Source organism: Nitrosomonas europaea (assembly GCF_900167395.1).
Taxonomy (GTDB): Bacteria; Pseudomonadota; Gammaproteobacteria; order Burkholderiales; family Nitrosomonadaceae; genus Nitrosomonas; species Nitrosomonas europaea.
Genome location: NZ_FUWK01000008.1, coordinates 15,682 through 35,151 on the forward strand (window position 1 = coordinate 15,682; position 19,470 = coordinate 35,151).

Sequence of the window (19,470 nt, forward strand, 5' to 3'; positions counted from 1 at the left end):
TACTGAGTTCTGTGAAGTGAGTGGTTCTCCGGATTGAAGAGGAGGTGATCATGTCCAGGGATTTTTCGCGTACTGTACGGGTGGCTGACCAGATTCAGCGTGAGCTGGCTTTGCTGATCCAGAATGAAATCATGGATCCAAGAGTTGGGATGGTGACACTGACCGGCGTGGAAGTAACACGTGATTATGCCTATGCCAAAGTTTTCTACACTACTTTGGGAGGGGATGAAAATATTCAGCTTGTTGAAGAGGGATTGAAGCACGCAGCTGGCTTTCTGCGCAGTCAGCTGGCTGGCAAAATCAGGCTGAGAGTCGTTCCACAGTTGCAATTCGTTTACGATGAATCGGTCGAACGCGGTATGAAACTCTCTCGGCTGATCGATGAGGCTGTAGGTAAAGCCTGACCCGGAAGGTTGATATTTGAATCCTGCCGCTTCGATTTTCTGATTCAACTTACTGTAAGGTCTTCCCCTGTCCCAATCTGCCAGCATCAGCGGAGTTTTGTTGCTTAACAAGCCTTCCGGTATTTCATCCAATCGAGCACTTCAGATCAGTAAGCGTTTATTGTCGGCCGCCAAGGCAGGGCATACCGGAACATTGGATCCAATGGCACAGGGGCTGCTGCCGATCTGCCTCGGTGAGGCTACCAAATTTTCCTCTACTTTGCTAGGTGTGGATAAAACCTATATTGCGTCCCTCAGACTTGGTTATATCAGCAACACGGGAGATGCCGAAGGTGAAATCAGACAGGTGGTCGGTTCTGATGTAAACCCACCTGATTTCGGGCAAGTGACCGGGATTCTGCAAACATTTCTCGGTCGATCCAGTCAGATTCCACCTATGTTCAGCGCATTGAAACAACATGGCAAACCGCTTTACCGGTATGCACGTGAGGGAATTACGGTTGAGCGCAAAGCACGGGAAATCGTAATTCATGCTGCGTCACTCGATACTTTGTCAGGTTTTGAGATGACGATTACGGTTCGATGCAGTTCAGGTACATATGTCCGAACACTGGCTGAGGACATCGGAAAGGCACTTGGTTATGGCGGTGCCTATCTCACAGCGCTTTCCCGTATCAGTGTCGGTCATTTTGAATTATCCCAGGCCTGTGATCTGGATCAGCTCGAATCCGAGACTCCTGTCAATCGTCAGAAACTTTTGTGTCCGATCGACAGTCTTCTAAACGATATTCCTTCCATAGTACTTGATGATGATGAGGCATTACGTTTGCGACAGGGACAGAAAATCAGGAAAAACATGTCTCGATATGGATTACCGGTCAACACACAATTGAAGTTGTACGATGATCGCAATGTTTTTCTTGGCCTCGGTGAACGGATCGATCCTGAAGTCATCGTGCCTAGAAGAATGATTTCATTACATGAAGTTGTTACGGGTGCGATAGCCGGTTCGGTGGATTTACAGTAAGTTTTTATTGCCTGATGAGCGGCAACGACACCAGGCGGACAGCAATACGCTATAATCTCCGACTTTTATGACCACAGGCCCATCACCGATTGAGATGCTGACAGCCAGGAACCTGGAGTGTATACGAGGGGAGCACAGACTCTTCAGTAATCTCTCTTTTTCCGTAAATCCCGGTGAGCTGATGTTTGTGGGTGGCCCCAACGGCAGTGGCAAAACCAGCCTGCTCAGATTGTTGTGCGGATTATCTTTGCCTGATGATGGGGAAATTTACTGGAATGGAACTGATATCCGGAAGCTGGGAGTGGATTATCGCGACGTGATGACTTACCTGGGGCATCTGGGAGGCATCAAGGATGATCTGACAGCTATCGAGAATCTGCGGATATCTTGCGCACTGGCAGGTTGTGAGATCGATGAGGATCAGGCGGCAGATGCATTGGGGCAGATCGGGCTGGCTGGACGTGAAATGCTGCCCGCCAGAGTGTTGTCGCAAGGGCAGCGCAGGAGAGTGGCTCTGGCTCGTTTGCTGGTGACTCGAACCAAGTTATGGATCCTGGATGAGCCCTTGACTGCTCTTGACGTTGCAGCGGTGGAGCTGATCAAAGGCATACTGGAGCATAATCTGGCAAAAGGAGGTATGGTCATTATGACTACTCACCAGGAGCTCGTGATGAGCACTGTGACGGTGCATCATTTGGTCTTGTCCTGATTCGATATGATCTGGTGGATAATCAAGCGGGATTTGTTGCTGGCAATGCGTCGACGTTCCGACGTGCTGACGACCCTGTTCTTTTTTGTCATCGTTGTCAGCCTGTTCCCGCTGGGTGTGGGGCCTGAGGCTAGTATATTACGGATAATGGCATCGGGTGTGGTATGGGTGGCTGCTTTGCTGGCTTCGATGTTGTCGCTGGGCCGTATGTTTTCCAGTGATTATGCGGATGGAACTCTGGAACAGATGCTGCTTTCCCCGGTTTCTCTGTCTGCGTTGGTCATGGGTAAAGCAATATCACACTGGCTGGTGACCGGGGTTCCGCTGGTGCTGATGGCACCGGTATTGGGGATCCAGTACGATTTGCCGGTAGAGGCATTGATTGTGCTAACGCTCTCACTGTTGTTGGGGACGCCTGTGCTGAGTCTGATTGGTGCGATCGGTGCTGCGTTGACATTGGGGTTGAGGGGAGGGGGTGTACTGGTATCGATACTGGTTCTGCCGCTCTATATTCCTGTGCTGATTTTTGGAACAGGCGCAGTCGAGGCAAGTACTGCCGGAATGGGGTTCGGGGCGCATTTTTCGATATTGGGTGCATTTTTATTGGTTTCCATCGTTTTTTCACCTTGGGCGACTGCTGCATCTCTCCGGATTTCCATGGGCTGATCTCAGCAATCAGGGCTGCAAGTAGCGGATGGTGAGGTATTTGGTAAGGTAAAAGCAAGTAATTTCGTTTTCTGCCGGATTAATTAAGAGAGAATATTCAGGACATGACAATCAATTGGTTTAAATATGCCTCTCCCGCGAGTTTTTATTTTCTGGCGGGGCGGATGATTCCCTATTTTTCCATTGCGGCAATCATTTTTCTGATCGTGGGCCTGTATATCGCCTTTTTTTCTGCCCCGACCGATTTTCAGCAGGGTGAGGCCTACCGGATTATTTTTATCCATGTTCCAGCTGCCTGGATGTCGATGTTTTTGTACGTAGTCATGGCATTCTGGGCCGGGATAGGACTGGCGTTCAATACCCGTCTTTCATCCATGGTGGCAAGTGCCATAGCACCGACGGGTGCCATGTTTACTTTCCTTGCTTTGTGGACGGGGGCATGGTGGGGTAAGCCGATGTGGGGAACATGGTGGGTCTGGGATGCCCGTTTGACTTCCGAATTGATTTTATTTTTTCTGTATATCGGTTTTATGTCATTACAGGCCGCAATCGATGACCCAAGGCGTGCGGACAAAGCCGGAGCCATTATTGCTCTGGTTGGGGTGGTCAATATTCCGATCATTTATTTTTCGGTTCAGTGGTGGAATACCTTACATCAGGGTGCCTCAGTCAGCCTGATTCAATCACCCAAAATGGCAACTGCCATGCTGTCGGGCATGTTGATCATGGCGCTGGCGGTATGGATGTACTCGATTGTAATGATTCTGATTCGGGCCCGTCTCATCATTCTGGAGCGTGAACGCCACACGGCATGGGTGTCAGAATTGAAAGAAGGAGTGTTGGAATGAAATGGGAGAGCGTATCTGATTTCTTTGCCATGGGGGGGTATGGCCTTTATGTATGGGGATCTTACCTGGTTGCAGTATTGTGTGTAATTGGCGAGATTATCGCGATTCGTATTCGTAGGCGAACTTTATACAAGCATCTCGGTCTGAGAAAAAGATCAATTCTGCGAGGAGAGAAATGAAGCCACGTCATAAAAAAATGGCTGTCATTGCATTGAGTGTCAGTGCTTTGACAGTTGCAGTCGTATTGGTACTGAACGCATTTCAGAGTAATCTGGTTTTTTTCTTCAGCCCCAGTCAGGTGGCTGCCAAAGAAGCTCCTATCGGAAAAAGTTTCAGAATAGGTGGGCTGGTGGAAGAAGGCTCACTCAAGAGGGAGGGAGATGGTACAACTCTGAATTTTGCCATAACCGACACTGCTGAAGTCATTCGAGTGGTTTATACAGGGATTCTTCCCGATCTGTTTAAAGAAGGGAAAGGTGTCGTGGCACAAGGAAAAATGGCAGATGACGGTATTTTTTATGCTGATGAAGTGCTTGCCAAACACGATGAAAATTATATGCCGCCCGAAGCTGCCAGTGCACTGGAGCAGGCGGCCAAAGCACAGAAAACCTCACTTGCGCAGTGAGTTTGTTCATTTCGTAATTTAACAAGGGATAACTTCAAACCATGATTCCGGAACTTGGTAACTTTGCCCTCATCCTCGCAATGCTGCTGGCCCTGGTCCAGGGAACACTACCCATCATTGGCGCGGCACGTGGTATACCCTCGTGGATTGCTTTGGCGCGTCCGGTCACACAGGGACATTTTGTATTTATCGCGATTGCTTTCGGGTGCCTTGCCTATTCGTTCGTAAATAATGATTTCTCTGTATTGAACGTGGCATCCAACTCGAATTCTGATCTTCCTGTGCATTTTCGTTTTGCTGCAACATGGGGATCTCATGAGGGTTCATTATTGCTATGGGTGACCATGCTTGCCGGCTGGTCTGTGGCTGTAAGTGTTTTCAGTCGTCAGTTGCCGGACGATATGGTAGCTCGTGTCTTGGGTGTGCTGGGGCTGGTCAGTGCTGGTTTTCTGCTGTTTCTTTTGTTTACCTCCAACCCTTTCGACAGGTTGTTGCCGGCAGCAATCGAAGGGAATGACCTCAATCCACTACTGCAGGATCCGGGAATGGTTATGCATCCACCCATGTTGTATATGGGGTATGTAGGTTTTTCAGTGGCATTTGCATTTGCAATTGCAGCACTGCTTAACGGCCAGCTGGATGCAGCCTGGGCGAGATGGTCACGTCCATGGACCGTTGTTGCCTGGATTTTCCTGACTATTGGCATCATGGGCGGCAGCTGGTGGGCATATTATGAGCTGGGGTGGGGTGGCTGGTGGTTCTGGGATCCGGTTGAAAATGCATCATTCATGCCTTGGCTGGTAGGTACCGCACTGATACATTCACTGGCCGTGACTGAAAAACGCGGAAGTTTCAAGAGCTGGACGGTGTTACTGGCAATTACTGCTTTTTCACTGAGTCTGTTGGGGACTTTCCTGGTTCGTTCTGGGGTTCTGACTTCCGTACATGCTTTTGCAACAGATCCGGCACGCGGGATATTTATTCTGGTCTATCTCTCGCTGGTCGTAGGGTGTTCACTGACACTGTTTGCATGGCGAGCATCGAAAGTAGGTCTTGGTGGTAATTTTGAAATTGTCTCACGTGAAACTACTTTGCTTGCCAATAATGTATTGCTGCTGGTGGCTGCAGGTAGCGTATTGCTGGGTACACTTTACCCTCTCCTGATCGATGCATTGGATCTGGGGAAAATTTCTGTAGGCCCTCCTTATTTTGAGGCTGTTTTTGTGCCTCTGATGGCACCGGCAATCTTTCTGATCGGGTTGGGGCCGATTGCTCGCTGGAAGAAAGCCAGCCTGCCAGCCCTGGCGGTGCTGATGAGATGGGCATTCGTTGTGAGTCTGGTGGCTGCAGGGATCATGCCGTTCATCATGGGCGAGTGGAAACCTATGGTCAGTTTTGGATTGCTTCTGGCTTTCTGGGTCATCGCCAGTATATTTGTCAGCATCAGCCATCGACTCCGGAACGGTGGTGAAGGTGGATTGTTTACCAGACTGGCAAAACAGCCAAGGGGTTATTACGGTATGCACTGTGCACATTTGGGTATTGCAGTGTTCATCATCGGTGTGACGCTGGTCAATGGTTATGAAACCGAGAAAGATGTGCGAATGGAAGTCGGCAGTACCGTGACACTCAAGGAATATACCTTCCAGTTCAATGGAACCAAGTCGGTTACCGGCCCTAATTACAATGCATCTCAGGGACAGGTCGAGGTATTCAGGGAAGGTAAAAAAGTCAGTGAGTTGCAGCCTGAAAAAAGAACCTATACCGCATCAGGTATGCCTATGACTGAGGCGGCGGTTGACATGGGGCTGTTGCGTGATTTGTATGTTGCACTGGGTGAGCCGTTGGAAAACGGTGCCTGGATAGTTCGTGTCTATCACAAACCTTTTGTTAACTGGATATGGCTGGGTTGTATGTTGATGGCTTTAGGAGGAGCGCTGGCTGCCAGTGATCGACGTTATCGTCTCGCAATTGGCAAGAAATCGAGGAATAAGGCAGCTTCAGGACCAGTAGCACCGGAAACTGCAGATATACCGGCCGGGAGCATGGTTACCAATTCAGTTATCCTCTCGGAGGAAGGTGGTAAGGTATGATGCGATTTCTGCTGCCTCTCGCGGCATTTGTAGTACTGGTGATATTTTTGGGGGTTGGCCTGACTTTGAACCCGCGTCAGGTTCCTTCTCCACTGGTGGATAAACCCGCGCCGCCTTTCCGTCTGCAACAGCTCTACGATACTACTAAGACGCTTTCATCCGAAGAAAATCTTGGAAAGGTATGGATGCTGAATGTCTGGGCATCCTGGTGTGTTGCCTGTCGCGATGAGCATCCTGTGCTGGTTGAGCTTTCAAAACTGGGTATCGTTCCCATTTATGGTCTGAATTACAAGGATCAGCGCGATACCGCCATGCAATGGCTCAAACAGTTTGGTAACCCTTATGAAATCAGTATCGTTGATGCGGATGGGAAAGTTGGTATCAATTATGGTGTTTACGGTGTGCCGGAGACTTATGTGATTGATAAACAAGGAATTATCAGGTACAAACACATTGGTCCGGTAACAGTCGAATCACTGAAAAACAAAATTCTTCCTTTAATCAAGGAACTGAAGAGTTGAGCTGGTCATGATGAAACGATTGATACATAGTTCACTGAAGCGTTATCTGGTAGTACTGATTTTGTCTTTTACGTCTTTGCAGGGCTATGCAGCAACTGAAGCAGTACCTGTTGCAGAAGACCCCGAACTTGAGAAACGGTTGGTGAATCTGGCAGAAAATCTTCGTTGTCTCGTGTGCCAGAATGAATCACTGGCTGCATCCCGTGCGGATTTTGCCAATGATATGAGGCGTGAAATCCGGGAACAGATGCGGATGAATAAAAGCGATGATGAAATCGTAGAATTTCTGGTTGCCCGTTACGGTGATTTTATACTTTTTAACCCTCCCTTGAAATCAACGACCTGGTTATTGTGGTTTGGCCCGTTTGCCTTGTTTCTGGGTGGTGGTGCCGCTCTCATTTTTTATTTGCGGCGGCGTCGTATTCAGATAAATGAAAAGGACTTACCGTTGACTGAAAGTCAGCGTCTTCGGGCCGAGTCTCTCATCAAAGAAATGAACAAGGATCAAAGCATATGACCGCATTCTGGGTGGTGGCCGGTATATTCATCGTAGTGGCGCTATTGTTCGTGATTCCTGTATTACTGAGAAGTAAAAGAAACGAATCCCAGGAACAGATTGAACGCCAGGCTGCAAACATCACTATTTATCGTGACCAGCTTGCAGAACTGGAGCGGGATTTACGCAATGATACCCTTTCCAGAGAACAGTACGACTCCAGTAAACAGGAGTTGCAGAAACGAATGTTGCAGGATGTATCGGAGAATGGTGAATCTGTCACCCATCTGGTTCCAACCAGTCGCCATGGTGTCGTTGCGGGTATCATTGTTACCCTGGTAATTCCACTTGCCGCTATCTATCTCTACCTGGTAATCGGAGATACGCGCGGGTTGCTGCCTCAGTCACAACTGGCCAATGCTACCCAGTTTTCTCAGAATGGGGCGGGAGGAGAGGAAGGACATATCGATATCAGTTCAATGGTTGAGAGTCTTGCAGCCCGCCTCAGGGAAAACCCGGAGGATATAGAGGGCTGGGTGATGCTCGGACGTTCTTATGCAATCATGGAGCGTTTTGATGATGCCAGTGCAACCTATGCCAAACTGGTCCAGATGGTTCCGGATAATCCCCAGTTTCTGAGTGATTACGCAGATATGCTGGCCATGATAAATAATGGCAGTTTACTGGGTAAACCTGCTGAAATGATTACCAGAGCGCTTGCTATCGATCCGAATTTTCCCAAGGCACTGGCTCTGGCTGGTACTCTCGAGTTTGAACAGGATAAATTTGATCAGGCAGTTGCTTACTGGGAACGCCTGTTGAGTGCCATACCTGCCGATTCGAGACTTCACAAATCGGTGAGTGACAGTATCGTACAGGCTAAATCTCTGGCGATGAGAAGTAAAGGTGAATCTGCTCCCGTACAGCTCGCTCAGAATTCAAATGTGGGAACTGATGCTACGGCGGGATCTTCTTCTGCGGAAAAACAGGAAATTTCTGCCGGTGTGCCAAGTATCTCGGGTTCGGTGACGCTGGATCCCTCTCTGGCTGACAAAGTCTCTCCAGATGATACGCTCTTCGTTTTTGCAAGAGCCAGTCAGGGGCCAAAAATGCCATTGGCAATCTTGAGATTGAATGCCAGAGATATTCCTGTTTCATTCAAACTCGATGACAATATGGCCATGACTCCTGCGATGAAACTTTCCAGTTTTCCGGAGGTGGTGGTTGGAGCGAGAATCAGCAAAACCGGGCAGGCCATTCCTGCCAGTGGAGATCTGGAAGGCCATAGTGACCCTGTAAAAATCGGTGATGGAGAGGTCTCCATTACGATCGATCACGTCGTTCCATAAATTTTAACTATTGATAGAACCCGTATTCTTATGTCTGATGATCTGATTCCGGATTTTGAGCTGGCTTCTACAGGTAACAAGCAATTTCGTCTGTCAGACGTAAAGAGCAGATACCTGGTTATTTTCTTTTACCCTAAAGATGATACGCCTGGCTGTACCAGTGAAAGCCAGCAATTCAGGGATTTATATCCGGAATTTGTGCAGATAGGGTGTGAGATTGTTGGTATTTCTCGCGATAACCTGAAATCCCACGATAAATTCAGAGGAAAGTACGATTTACCTTATGATTTGCTGAGTGACAGTGATGAAGTGGTATGCGAGCTGTTTGGTGTCATGAAGATGAAAAACATGTATGGTAAACAGGTACGCGGAATAGAACGCAGCACCTTTGTATTGGATCGGGATGGCAAAGTGTATAAGGCATGGCGAGGTGTCAAGGTTCCAGGGCATGCAGAGGAAGTTCTGGCGTTTATCAAATCAGTCACAGCCTGAGAACGGCTGATCTGTCATTCGGAGCTGGCGAAAGCTGGCTTTGTCATCTCAGAGTAACAAATGCTTGATTGAATCCAGTTCCTGGGTCAGCTCATCATAAGCGATATCCAGTCTGGTACGAGAGAATGGGCTGATTTCAAGCCCTTGCACAATCTTCCTTCCGCCATTTTTACAAACTACCGGGAATCCGTAAATTACACCTTTCGGTATTTTATAGCTGCCATCAGACAAAATTCCCATTGTGATCCAGTCATCGTCTCTGGTTCCAAAAATCCAGTCACGCATATGATCAATAATGGCGTTTGCTGCGCTGGCTGCGCTGGATAGGCCGCGAGCCTCGATCACCACAGCACCTCGGTTTTGGACAGTAGGAATGAAACTGTTTTCAACCCAGGTCTGATCTTTGATGAGATCGATCACTTTTTGATGATCGATTTCTGCATGAGATAAATCAGGAAATTGGGTAGATGAATGGTTGCCCCATACGATCATTTTTCTGATATGGCTGACCGGCTGGTTCAGCTTCATGGCAACTTGTGATAGCGCCCGGTTATGATCAAGCCTGAGCATTCCTGAAAAATTCTCTGGCGACAAGTCTGGTGCATTCTTCATGGTAATGAGGGTATTGGTATTAGCAGGATTTCCTACTACCAGAATTTTCGCATCTCGTTTTACCACCTGGTTCAAGGCTCTGCCTTGTTCCCTGAAAATTTCGCCGTTGGTCTGCAGTAAATCCTTGCGTTCCATACCTTTACCGCGTGGGCGTGCTCCAACCAGTATTGCAATATCGGCCTGATCAAATGCTATCATCGGATCATGCGTTACGATAATGTCCGTCAACAACGGAAAAGCACAATCCTGAAGCTCCATGAGAACACCATCCAGTACCTTTCCGGATTCCGGAATATCGAGGAGCTGAAGAATTACGGGTTGGCTACTGCCCAGCATATCTCCGGCGGCAATTCTGAATAACAGGCTGTAGCTGATTTGTCCTGCTGCGCCGGTGACGGCAATACGAATGGGTGAAGACACCAAATCCTGCTCCTTGAGTATTTGATATATTTCCCAGTGGGAAAAGAGATCGGGTGGAAAAAACAGTTAGGAATTATACCGGCAAATTTCAACATCAAGAAAGGTAAGCGTCACCTGGACTGTAACTTTGTTGGTTGAGAGTGAAAAATAATAGAAATGATCTGAATACAGAAATCACAATGTACTTTCCTTATATGCTAAACAAATTATCCGGATCAGAGCTTTATGCATAAATTTGATGTGGTAATCATTGGTGCAGGCAGCGCTGGTTTATCTGCTCTGCGTGAGGTAAAAAAACACACTGACAACTTCATATTGATCAATGAAGGTCCATGGGGAACTACTTGTGCCCGGGTGGGGTGCATGCCCTCCAAATTATTGATTGAGGCTGCCAATGCTTTTTACCGGCGAGTCAGTTTTAATGAATTCGGCATTACGGGTGCAGATCAGTTGGGAGTGGATCATAAACGGGTTCTGCAGCGTGTGCGCAGACTACGGGATGATTTTGTCACCAGTACACTTGGGGCAACCAGGGAATTGGGTGAACGGGCCATATCAGGCCGTGCTCATATTCTTTCTCCACATCAGGTGATGGTCAATGGTGAAAAATTTCATACTCGTAAAATCATCATTGCAACTGGTTCCCGGCCTGTCGTACCGGAGCCCTGGCAAAGTCTTGGCAAACGTTTGTTTACGACAGATACGCTGTTTGAACAGGAAGCTTTGCCAGAACGCATCGCTGTTATCGGTATGGGGCCGGTAGGTCTGGAAATGGCGCAGGCACTATCCAGGCTGGGTGTGCGTGTTACCGGCTTTGGTTCCGGCAGGATGATCGGCGGTATTACTGATCCTCTCATCAATCAGGCAGCAGTGACACTGTTATCCAAAGAATTTTCTTTGCATCTTGGAACCAGAGCGGATATTACGGTAAATGTCGATAGTGACGTGATTACGGTCAATTCGGGTGACATTAGAATCGAGGTCGACAGTGTACTGGCTGCTTTGGGGAGGCGGCCAAACATCGATGATATCAATCTGGAAGCATTGGGTGTGCCGCTTGATGAAAGAGGTTTGCCACCCGTAAATCCTGATACTTTACAGATTGCTGATCTGCCGGTATTCCTGGCGGGTGATGTCAATCAACGTTCTCCTGTATTGCATGAAGCTGCGGATGACGGACATATTGCCGGCTTGAATGCAACCAGAGAAAAATTGGTTTGTTTCAAACGGCGCGTGCCACTGACTATTGTATTTTCTGATCCTAATATCGCCGTGGTTGGAAAATCCTTTCGATCGCTCGAACATGAAGATATCCGGGCGGGTGAGGTAGATTTCAGCCGTCAGGGGCGGGCACGTTCGGCCCAGTCTAATCGTGGTGTGCTGCGTGTGTATGCTGCTGCAAACAGTGGCCGGCTGCTGGGTGCAGAAATGTGTGCACCGGCTGGAGAACATTTTGCGCATTTGCTGGCACTGGCAATCGATCAGTCCTTGAGTGTATGGGATTTATTGCGATTGCCGTTTTATCATCCGGTGCTGGAAGAAGGATTGCGTACTGCGTTACGTAACCTGGCTTCGAAACTACCTGCATGCAGCGAATCGGATCTGGCTGTTTGCGGCCCCTTTAATGCCGAAGCGCTTGACTGAAAGCCATATTCGAGCCGTGATGGTGAGCCAAACTAAAATATGGCTGACTACAACAGGGCTATGGATTGGCTGTACGGGTCTATATTGCGGTGTGAGCTGCTGAATGATGATGAGTGGTGGCGAATCAGGGATTTGAACCCCGGACCAACGGATTATGATTCCGCTGCTCTAACCACTGAGCTAATTCGCCATGTATCTGAACGACAGAGCGCGTATTCTGCCTTCTGCAGGAAAGGTAGTCAAGACCGTTGCTTTCCATCGACCTTGAAATAACGAGATAAATGCAATTTGCTGACCTCGGCATTGCTATTTCCCGGTATCGCAATCATGTGAGTTTGATCTGGATCAGTATTTCGATGTCCTCTTTCCTCTACTCTCTTGATGCAGTTCCGGGAAACATTTCGTAAATCTCAAGGATAAGAGGATAAGTATGAAGATCAAATTGATGGTCATCGTATCGATGGTAATGGCTGTGGCCGCTTGCAAACCATCTGTACCCAATTCGCCTGACTCGTCATCGTATGGAAAAACTGTTCAGCCATTTCACCAGATTCCTGCTGAAGATCAGGAAGGAGGGGGAAAACCCAGATCAATCGAATAGGAAATTGCAGGTTTCTACTGGTTGCCATTGTGATAACCAGGCTTTGGTATAGCTTCGCAGGTTACATAAGCAATGTCTGATTGGCTGTTGTAGCCTGCTTTCAAACAGGGATATTTTTCCCTTCACAGTATTCCTGATAGTATGCCGTCATTCAAGTAATCTACAGATTGCAGCGGCGTGCGCCATATTACTTCTCGCGAACATCCCTTATTCAAGAAGCTGTTTAAGCTGCAACACTCGGCACGTCAGCGTCATGATGAAGGCATGACGCTGCTCGATGGCATCCATTTACTGCAGTCCTGCCTGGCATCCGGCAAGACCCCGGTGTTGCTGATTGTCAGTGAATCCGGTAGCCAGCATCCTGAAATCAGTCAGTTACTGATTCATATTGATAAAGATCCTCAGAAAACAGATTGTCTGATGCTGAGTGATACATTATTCAATCAGATATCGCCTGTTAAAACGCCGGTTGGCATACTGGCGCTCATTGATATTCCTCAACATACACTACCTGCAGACACATACCAGAATTCTTTTAGTATCTTACTGGAAGGTATTCAGGATCCCGGTAACCTGGGTTCGATGCTGCGCTCTGCCGCTGCTGCCGGCGTAGAAGGTGTTTTCCTTTCCTCCGATTGTGCCGACGCCTGGTCGCCCAAAACACTGAGAGCAGGCATGGGAGCGCATTTTTCATTGAAAATTCATGAGAATGTCGACCTGATCCAAGTTGCCCGCCAGTTTGCCGGCAATGTCGTGGCAACGACATTGCATGATGCCAGCAATCTTTTTCACACAGATTTACGAGGGGCGGTCGTGTTTGTTTTCGGGAATGAAGGGGGCGGGATTTCAGAAGAACTTCTGGAAACCGTACATCAGCGAGTGATGATACCTATGCCAGGGTGTACCGAATCACTCAATGTCGCTACGGCAGCAGCCATCTGTTTATTTGAGAAAGTCCGGCAGGATACCTGTGCTGGTGATTCTCACGAGAACAGCATGGGCAGCAGATGAAATCTGCCTTTCCATGAGTCGATCATCAGGATTTATTTGAAATTGTTTCTTGATCAGCAGCACTGTTTTCATCACGCATGGAATGAGGTATGTCAGTGGCCAAATCGCGGGGATCTGCCAGATATCTGAGAATGCGGATTTTGTCATCGAGATCATGTTTTTCGTTCTTGAGACTGGCGATGATCAGTTCAATCGGGTCTGCAGCGCTATTCTGTAATTTAACCGTGCGGTAGAAATGAACGAAATCATCCAATGAAACAATGCCGGTGCAATTGACGAACGCGTGATAATCGTTCCGGAGATGACCGTGTAAACGTGCCTGACTGATCCACTGCACGAGTTGCTGGTAACTGAAACCGGTTCGCAGGGCGATATCCAGCGCATTGGCATTAGCCAGATTTTCAATATTGTCGTATCCCTCCCGTTTCAGAAGAATTTCCTGGTTATAGTTGATACCCGGTAAATCCGAGAGTGGTGAGGCAAATTCGTGAATCCGGACTAAACCAAGTGCCTTGGTTGCGATATTTTCGAGAAATACCAGACCACGATCGGGAAAATGGCCGATGAAGAAACTCCATACAGGCAGACTTCTGATCAGGATTGCATCGGGTTCTGAAAATTTGTCGGGATCGATCAGGAAATAACTCAGAACCATCGCCAGTAAAGATCCCGTAATCATGCGCACACTGCTGTTGATAAAGATGTTGGGCGTCATATCCAGTGTGAAATAGCTCCGGACCATTAACCCGATAAAGTAGACATACCCGCCCAGGAAGCCAAACTGAAACGCAGTCAGAGTATAGACGAGGACGTTGATATAGTCTCTGTTTCCTACCATGTAAGACTTCATGTACGTGCCAAGCATCAGAAAGTTGGCTCCTTTGCTGTAATCGACTCCGTTAGCGTATGCCAGATCCGGAAGTGCCAACGGGGCCGGTTTCAGCAGCAAGATGATCATGCAGCCAAACATCACCACGAACATCAGGCTCATCATGCTGCCAAGATAACTGCGTATGCTGGAAATCTTGCTCAGGTAATTCTGAATATAGTTGCTGTTGGCGGAATAGATCGCGGGCGGAAGTTCCCGTTGCAGGCGGCGCTTCTTTTCCTCGCGCATCGAGCTGGTATAACAAAGTGTGATCAGTGGAATAATCCCGACAGCGAAAACCAGCAATACCAGGTTATATTGAAAAAATATGGGATCAAACCATGACGCGATCTGCCTGTAGGGCGAGGTATTTACCGTATCTTCCAGCAGGTGGGGTGGCTGCATGCTGGCATAGAATAAAAACAGTACCATGCCGATAAAAAGCGCATTCGCCGCAATGAACAAGCTTGGGTAAAAGTAAAAGATAAAGTTTCTTCCAGATTTCTCGCCAGACATTTTTATCCTCCCAAGCTTGAAGAATGGTTAAACGTTATGAGTGATTTTCAGTAAGTTCCCGCACCAGATTGAGATAAAACTGAAGATGATTAAACGGTCGTGCTTTGCGTGCATCCGGCCAGGCGAAACTCCAGCCGGTCAGTTCAAAATGGTCTGCCTGCAATACATCTCTGAATTCTCCCCATTGTGCCGATGCCACGGGCACCATCCCGTCATTATCGCCACTGTTTGCAGCAATCTTGTTTCCCCAGGAACGCAGAATGAATGACATGTCAGTAGGGCAGCGCATACTCGCATACGAGCAATATCTGACATCCTTCCGATTACTGATTTCTATGTTGAATCGGGCGCATGATTCGGGGGTTAAATCATTGACGGCGGGTGTGGAAATGGAGTGCATCAAACGAAAGCACATATCTGATCCTTCGATAGTCCATTTTGCTAAAGGTGATCCATGATGAGGCGTGGCAACCGTGGTTAAACTCCGTACCCGGTGCATCGGGTCCAGATGGTGGATCAAATATCGGCAATCCAGACCCCCCATACTATGCGCGATCAGATCGATACGATCCGCGCTGATGTGAGCTAAGAAATTTGCCAGAACACGTGCGCGATCTTCGATATATCCGGTAGCAGGTAATTCTGGAAAGAGAACCTGCCGAGTGCTGTTCCTCAAACTGGAGCGCAGATTCCGGAAATAATGCACCTTTTTTCCGAAAATGGAAAAAGATGAAAAGCCCAGCAATCCATGAACAAAAATGATAGCCCCGTTGTTTGGATCACTCATCACATCTCCCTATAAAAAAACAGGTTTCCCCATTGTTACAAACTACTCATCACCCTTACCGCAAGATATTGACCAGAGCAGTATCTGTGGTTCTTCAGATCAATTTGACGAATACCTTGGAACGCCGCTGGTAGTTGTAAAAATTCTGTTTCAGTCGAGGAAGCTGGTCAGGGGTGGTTTCCGAAAAGCCGCGTTCTACGAACCAGTGAGTGGTACGGGTGGTAAGTGCGAACAGGCGGCGGTAACCTTGTTCCCTGGCCTGATCTTCAAGATGATCGATCAGTATCCGGCCGATACCTGCCTTGCGATATTCGGGGTGTACTGCGAGGCAGGCCAGTTCGCATGCTTTGTCATCCGGGAAAGGGTAGAGTGCCGCACAAGCGATGATCATGTTGTCGTGTTCGATCACTGTGAAGCGCTCAATTTCCATTTCCAGCAATTCCCGGTTGCGCCGTACCAGGATACCTGCATTCTCTAATGGTTCGATCAATTGGAGAATAGCACCGATGTCTTCGATTTCAGCTTGGCGGATGATTTGCAACGGGTCACGTGTGATCATGCTGCCAATACCGCTATGAGTGAACAGTTCGAGCAGCAGTGCGCCATCGATATGGCGGCTGACGAGATGAACGCGCTTCACTCCCTTTTCACATGCATGTAACGCCCATGGCAGGTAGAGCCGGGTATCCTCATCCGGCTGATCTGTTGCTGTTTCCATTGTTGCAAGTAGTGTTTTACCCTGCCTGACAGTGAGTTCCGGCAGTAATACGGCGCCTGATTCAGTTTGCTGCCGGATTCCTGGTGTATCCACCAGAAAAATTAATTTATCGGCCTGGAGAGCGGCAGCTACTTCAGCGGCAATATTTTCCAGCGTCAGGTTGAAAATTTCCCCTGTCGGCGAATAACCCAGAGGGGAGAGCAGTACTACCGTCCCTTGTTCGAGCTGATCGAGAATTGCCGTGATATTGATACGACGTACTTCTCCCGTGTATTGCAGATCCACGCCTTCCAACACACCGACCGGCCGGGCGGTTACGAAGTTACCGCTGGCTACCCGTATGGCGGCATTGGCCATGGGTGTGTTGGGTAAGCCCATCGACAGCAGGGCTTCGATCTCGACCCGTACTTTGCCGACGGCTTCTTTCACACATTGCAGGGTTGCAGCATCAGTAACACGCATGCCCTGCACATAGCTCATTTCCTGCTGATTTGCCCGAAGCCGGGATTCAATTTGCGGGCGTGCACCATGTACCAGCACCAGTTGGATGCCGAGGCTGGCAAGCAGATTGAAATCCTGCACCAGCTCAACAAATTTTCCGTTCTCAACGACTTCACCCCCGAAAGCGATGACGAAGACTTTTCCATGGCTGGCATGGATATGGGGGGTGACGGAACGAAACCAGGTGACAAATTCGGTATCCGATTTCATGGCTGATCAAAATAGAAATGTTATCAATAGTCCCCCCAGAGCGTCTGAGCGGCGGCAATGGCAGCCAGTGCTGCGCTTTCGGTGCGCAGAATGCGGTTGCCCAGGCGAACGGGTATGAATCCGGCGAGGTGGGCGGCATCAGTCTCTTCCCCGGTGAATCCCCCTTCCGGGCCCGTCAGTAAGGTCAGGCATTCTCCGGTCCGGGGAGGGGATAATTCGACCAGGCGCTGATGGGCAGCGGGGGAAAGCATGATATCGTGCCCGGCTGGGTTGTCGTTTTTGTATTTTTCTGCCAATTTCTGTTCCAGCCAGTGTGACAGGGGCATGAGCGGCAAAAGTAGGGGGATTTGGTTCCTTCCACATTGCTCACAGGCAGCAATGATGATTTTCTGCCAGTGCTGTTCGCGTTTATCAGCACGTTCTCCGGTGAGCCGAATGAGGGTACGGCGGGTGATCAGGGGTTGTATGCGGGTAGCGCCCTGTTCAATCGCTTTCTGGATGATCCAGTCCATTTTTTCATTGGCACAAACGGCTTGCGCGAGTTCGATCATCAGTGGAGATTCGCGCTCGACCGGCAGATGGCATTCGATTCTGACCTGACAGCCTGATTTGCTGATTTGTTCGAGGCGGCCGGAGAACTCGCCACCGGTTCCATCGAACAATGTGACAGCGTCTCCCGGTTTCAATCGAAGCACTTGAGCTGCATGATGGCTGGTATCGCTGTTCAGCGTAATCCATTCGGCATCACGGATAGGGGGAGTATGGAAAAAGCGTGCTGTCATGTGGAACGGTTAAATGGCCGGGAAGAAAATGGAGCAAAAAACTTCTGTGATAGTATAGGCAAGAATACCGTCAATTATTAGAAAAGGAGTAGTTGAATGGCGAGTCTGGAAACACCGGTTTGTAATTTTGGCTGGAAGGCGGTGGATTTCGATCTTCCCGGCGTGGATGGCAAGCGTTACAACCTGGCCTCGGTGATGGGTGAAAATGGATTGCTGGTCATGTTCATATGTAACCATTGTCCTTACGTGAAAGCTATTCGCGACCGGATCATCCGGGATACCAGAGAGTTTGCTGAACACGGTATCGGTGCAATTGCCATCATGTCCAACGACCCGGCAGATTATCCGGAAGATTCATTCGAAAATATGGCTAAAGTAGCCCGGGAATATGCCTATCCGTTTCCTTATGTGCAGGATGAAACTCAGGAAATCGCCAAGGTATATGGTGCGGTTTGCACGCCGGATTTCTTTGGTTTCAATAACAAGTTGGAGCTGCAGTATCGTGGCCGGATGGATGCTTCCCGCAAAGAAGCCGCGCCTGCCGATGCTCGCCGGGAGTTGTTTGAAGCCATGGTTCAGGTAGCCAGAACCGGACGCGGGCCCGAGGAGCAGATTCCGAGTATCGGTTGTTCGATCAAATGGCGGGAAGATTGAACGTGCTGGAACGTGTCATCAAGGCTGTGAGGGAAGTTGCTCGTGATGAGATCATGTCGCGTTATCTGCAGGTGGAACGTATCTATAAGGCAGATGGCAGTTTTTATACCGAAGCGGATCTGGCTGCTCAGGTAAGTCTGCTGGGGCGGCTGCATGAAATTGCGCCTGTTGCGATGATCGGCGAAGAAATGTCGGAATCAGAGCAGCTGGCGCAATGGGAAGCAGGGCAGGACGGATTGTGGAGTATCGATCCGATCGACGGCACCTCCAATTTTCTGAACGGATTGCCTTATTTTGCGGTTTCTGTGGCGCTGATGCGGGGCGGCAGAAGTGTGCTGGGTGTGGTCTACAATCCGGCAACGGATGAAATGTTCTACGCCGAGCAGGGGAAGGGGGCTTTTCTCAACGGTAAGGCATTGCCTTTTTCCAGACGAAAAATTCCATTGAACAAAGCAATAGCCAATGTCGATTTCAAGCGGCTGGATCGCCGGCTGGCTGTGGAAATCGTTTCCAGACCTCCCTATTCCTCACAGCGTAATTACGGTACCTGCACACTGGAATGGTGCTATACCGCTGCGGGATATTTTGATCTGTATCTGCATGGTGGCCAAAAGCCGTGGGATTATGCCGCCGGCTGTCTGATTCTCGAAGAAGCCGGGGGGCATCGCTGCACGCTGAGCGAGGATGATTACTGGTCCGGTAATCCTTGGCGCCGTTCAGTCATTGGTGCGCTTGATGAAGATTTGTTTGTGCTGTGGCGCGACTGGATCAGATCGCGCGTATCGGATATCGACAATCTCCGTTGATGGGTTTTTTGAGAGATTTTTCAAAAAAACTTGCAGCAGATCAGTTTCAAGAAATACAACAGCGTGGCCTGTCTTGCTGCGGTGTAATCGTACCCGATTGATGGTGCTTG

General features: G+C 48.9%; 22 protein-coding genes and 1 tRNA gene. 17 read left to right on the top strand and 6 right to left on the bottom strand.

From position 1 onward, the window contains the following. Positions 1-50: 50 nt before the first annotated feature. The 12 genes from rbfA to B5D58_RS04290 all read left to right on the top strand — a co-directional run bounded on the left by rbfA (position 51) and on the right by B5D58_RS04290 (position 9,230). Positions 51-404: a 30S ribosome-binding factor RbfA gene (gene rbfA, locus B5D58_RS04235; RefSeq protein WP_011111374.1), complete on the top strand. Its 354-nt coding sequence runs from the start codon at positions 51-53 to the stop codon at positions 402-404. Between the two features lie 100 nt (positions 405-504). Then, positions 505-1,431 carry a tRNA pseudouridine(55) synthase TruB gene (gene truB / locus B5D58_RS04240; protein ID WP_011111375.1) on the top strand — a complete coding sequence of 309 codons (927 nt, stop codon included), beginning with the start codon at positions 505-507 and terminating at the stop codon, positions 1,429-1,431. A 94-nt stretch (positions 1,432-1,525) separates the two neighbouring features. Further along, positions 1,526-2,140, top strand: coding sequence for a cytochrome c biogenesis heme-transporting ATPase CcmA (gene ccmA / locus B5D58_RS04245; protein WP_041357078.1), 615 nt, complete (start codon positions 1,526-1,528; stop codon positions 2,138-2,140). Between the two features lie 6 nt (positions 2,141-2,146). Continuing rightward, on the top strand, positions 2,147-2,806 hold the full coding sequence (gene ccmB / locus B5D58_RS04250) for a heme exporter protein CcmB (RefSeq protein WP_011111377.1): 660 nt from the start codon (positions 2,147-2,149) through the stop codon (positions 2,804-2,806). 104 nt (positions 2,807-2,910) lie between these two features. Continuing rightward, complete coding sequence (gene ccmC, locus B5D58_RS04255; protein ID WP_011111378.1) at positions 2,911-3,654, top strand: heme ABC transporter permease CcmC; 744 nt, start codon at positions 2,911-2,913, stop codon at positions 3,652-3,654. 29 nt (positions 3,655-3,683) lie between these two features. Then, positions 3,684-3,833, top strand: coding sequence for a heme exporter protein CcmD (ccmD, locus tag B5D58_RS04260; RefSeq protein ID WP_234988995.1), 150 nt, complete (start codon positions 3,684-3,686; stop codon positions 3,831-3,833). Further along, the gene (ccmE, locus tag B5D58_RS04265) at positions 3,830-4,279 is read left to right on the top strand and encodes a cytochrome c maturation protein CcmE (protein WP_011111379.1); all 450 of its coding nucleotides are present in this window, start codon (positions 3,830-3,832) and stop codon (positions 4,277-4,279) included. The genes ccmD and ccmE overlap by 4 nt, the downstream gene beginning before the upstream one ends. Positions 4,280-4,320: 41 nt before the next feature. Beyond that, entirely contained in the window at positions 4,321-6,372 is a 2,052-nt protein-coding gene (locus B5D58_RS04270; RefSeq protein ID WP_011111380.1) for a heme lyase CcmF/NrfE family subunit, read from the top strand. After that, positions 6,369-6,893, top strand: coding sequence for a DsbE family thiol:disulfide interchange protein (locus B5D58_RS04275; RefSeq protein WP_011111381.1), 525 nt, complete (start codon positions 6,369-6,371; stop codon positions 6,891-6,893). Before B5D58_RS04270 ends, B5D58_RS04275 begins: the two co-directional genes overlap by 4 nt. Before the next feature lie 7 nt (positions 6,894-6,900). Then, complete coding sequence (locus B5D58_RS04280) at positions 6,901-7,410, top strand: cytochrome c-type biogenesis protein (protein WP_011111382.1); 510 nt, start codon at positions 6,901-6,903, stop codon at positions 7,408-7,410. Further along, on the top strand, positions 7,407-8,738 hold the full coding sequence (gene ccmI, locus B5D58_RS04285; RefSeq protein WP_011111383.1) for a c-type cytochrome biogenesis protein CcmI: 1,332 nt from the start codon (positions 7,407-7,409) through the stop codon (positions 8,736-8,738). The genes B5D58_RS04280 and ccmI overlap by 4 nt, the downstream gene beginning before the upstream one ends. Before the next feature lie 30 nt (positions 8,739-8,768). Further along, on the top strand, positions 8,769-9,230 hold the full coding sequence (locus tag B5D58_RS04290; protein WP_011111384.1) for a peroxiredoxin: 462 nt from the start codon (positions 8,769-8,771) through the stop codon (positions 9,228-9,230). Positions 9,231-9,278: 48 nt separating this feature from the next. On the opposite strand, the gene B5D58_RS04295 is transcribed toward B5D58_RS04290, so the two are convergent. Next, positions 9,279-10,262, bottom strand: a complete 984-nt coding sequence (locus B5D58_RS04295; protein WP_011111385.1) for a malate dehydrogenase — start codon at positions 10,260-10,262, stop codon at positions 9,279-9,281. 225 nt (positions 10,263-10,487) lie between these two features. Here B5D58_RS04295 and B5D58_RS04300 point away from each other — a divergent pair, with 225 nt between their 5' ends. Next, complete coding sequence (locus tag B5D58_RS04300) at positions 10,488-11,906, top strand: dihydrolipoyl dehydrogenase (protein ID WP_011111386.1); 1,419 nt, start codon at positions 10,488-10,490, stop codon at positions 11,904-11,906. Positions 11,907-12,020: 114 nt separating this feature from the next. Here the strand turns inward: B5D58_RS04300 and B5D58_RS04305 are convergent. Next, positions 12,021-12,096: transfer RNA gene (locus tag B5D58_RS04305), tRNA-Met, on the bottom strand. A 240-nt stretch (positions 12,097-12,336) separates the two neighbouring features. Here B5D58_RS04305 and B5D58_RS13825 point away from each other — a divergent pair. Both B5D58_RS13825 and B5D58_RS04310 read left to right on the top strand, forming a co-directional pair. Continuing rightward, a complete protein-coding gene (locus tag B5D58_RS13825) occupies positions 12,337-12,507 on the top strand; it encodes a hypothetical protein (RefSeq protein ID WP_158297460.1) in 171 nt (56 codons plus the stop codon). A 177-nt stretch (positions 12,508-12,684) separates the two neighbouring features. Next, on the top strand, positions 12,685-13,518 hold the full coding sequence (locus tag B5D58_RS04310; protein WP_011111387.1) for a TrmH family RNA methyltransferase: 834 nt from the start codon (positions 12,685-12,687) through the stop codon (positions 13,516-13,518). 25 nt (positions 13,519-13,543) lie between these two features. Here the strand turns inward: B5D58_RS04310 and B5D58_RS04315 are convergent, their stop codons facing one another. From B5D58_RS04315 to B5D58_RS04330, 4 genes are all read right to left on the bottom strand, one after another. Beyond that, a complete protein-coding gene (locus B5D58_RS04315; RefSeq protein WP_011111388.1) occupies positions 13,544-14,902 on the bottom strand; it encodes a helix-hairpin-helix domain-containing protein in 1,359 nt (452 codons plus the stop codon). 34 nt (positions 14,903-14,936) lie between these two features. Continuing rightward, positions 14,937-15,689, bottom strand: coding sequence for an alpha/beta fold hydrolase (locus tag B5D58_RS04320; protein ID WP_011111389.1), 753 nt, complete (start codon positions 15,687-15,689; stop codon positions 14,937-14,939). A gap of 94 nt (positions 15,690-15,783) precedes the next feature. Beyond that, positions 15,784-17,118 (bottom strand): amino-acid N-acetyltransferase, encoded by a 1,335-nt coding sequence (gene argA / locus B5D58_RS04325; RefSeq protein ID WP_011111390.1) that lies wholly within the window; start codon positions 17,116-17,118, stop codon positions 15,784-15,786. 23 nt (positions 17,119-17,141) lie between these two features. Next, on the bottom strand, positions 17,142-17,900 hold the full coding sequence (locus tag B5D58_RS04330) for a 16S rRNA (uracil(1498)-N(3))-methyltransferase (RefSeq protein WP_011111391.1): 759 nt from the start codon (positions 17,898-17,900) through the stop codon (positions 17,142-17,144). Positions 17,901-17,996: 96 nt separating this feature from the next. Between B5D58_RS04330 and B5D58_RS04335 the strand changes: the two genes are divergently transcribed. Continuing rightward, positions 17,997-18,554 carry a thioredoxin family protein gene (locus B5D58_RS04335; protein WP_011111392.1) on the top strand — a complete coding sequence of 186 codons (558 nt, stop codon included), beginning with the start codon at positions 17,997-17,999 and terminating at the stop codon, positions 18,552-18,554. Continuing rightward, on the top strand, positions 18,539-19,360 hold the full coding sequence (locus B5D58_RS04340; RefSeq protein WP_011111393.1) for an inositol monophosphatase family protein: 822 nt from the start codon (positions 18,539-18,541) through the stop codon (positions 19,358-19,360). Before B5D58_RS04335 ends, B5D58_RS04340 begins: the two co-directional genes overlap by 16 nt. Positions 19,361-19,470 lie beyond the last annotated feature (110 nt).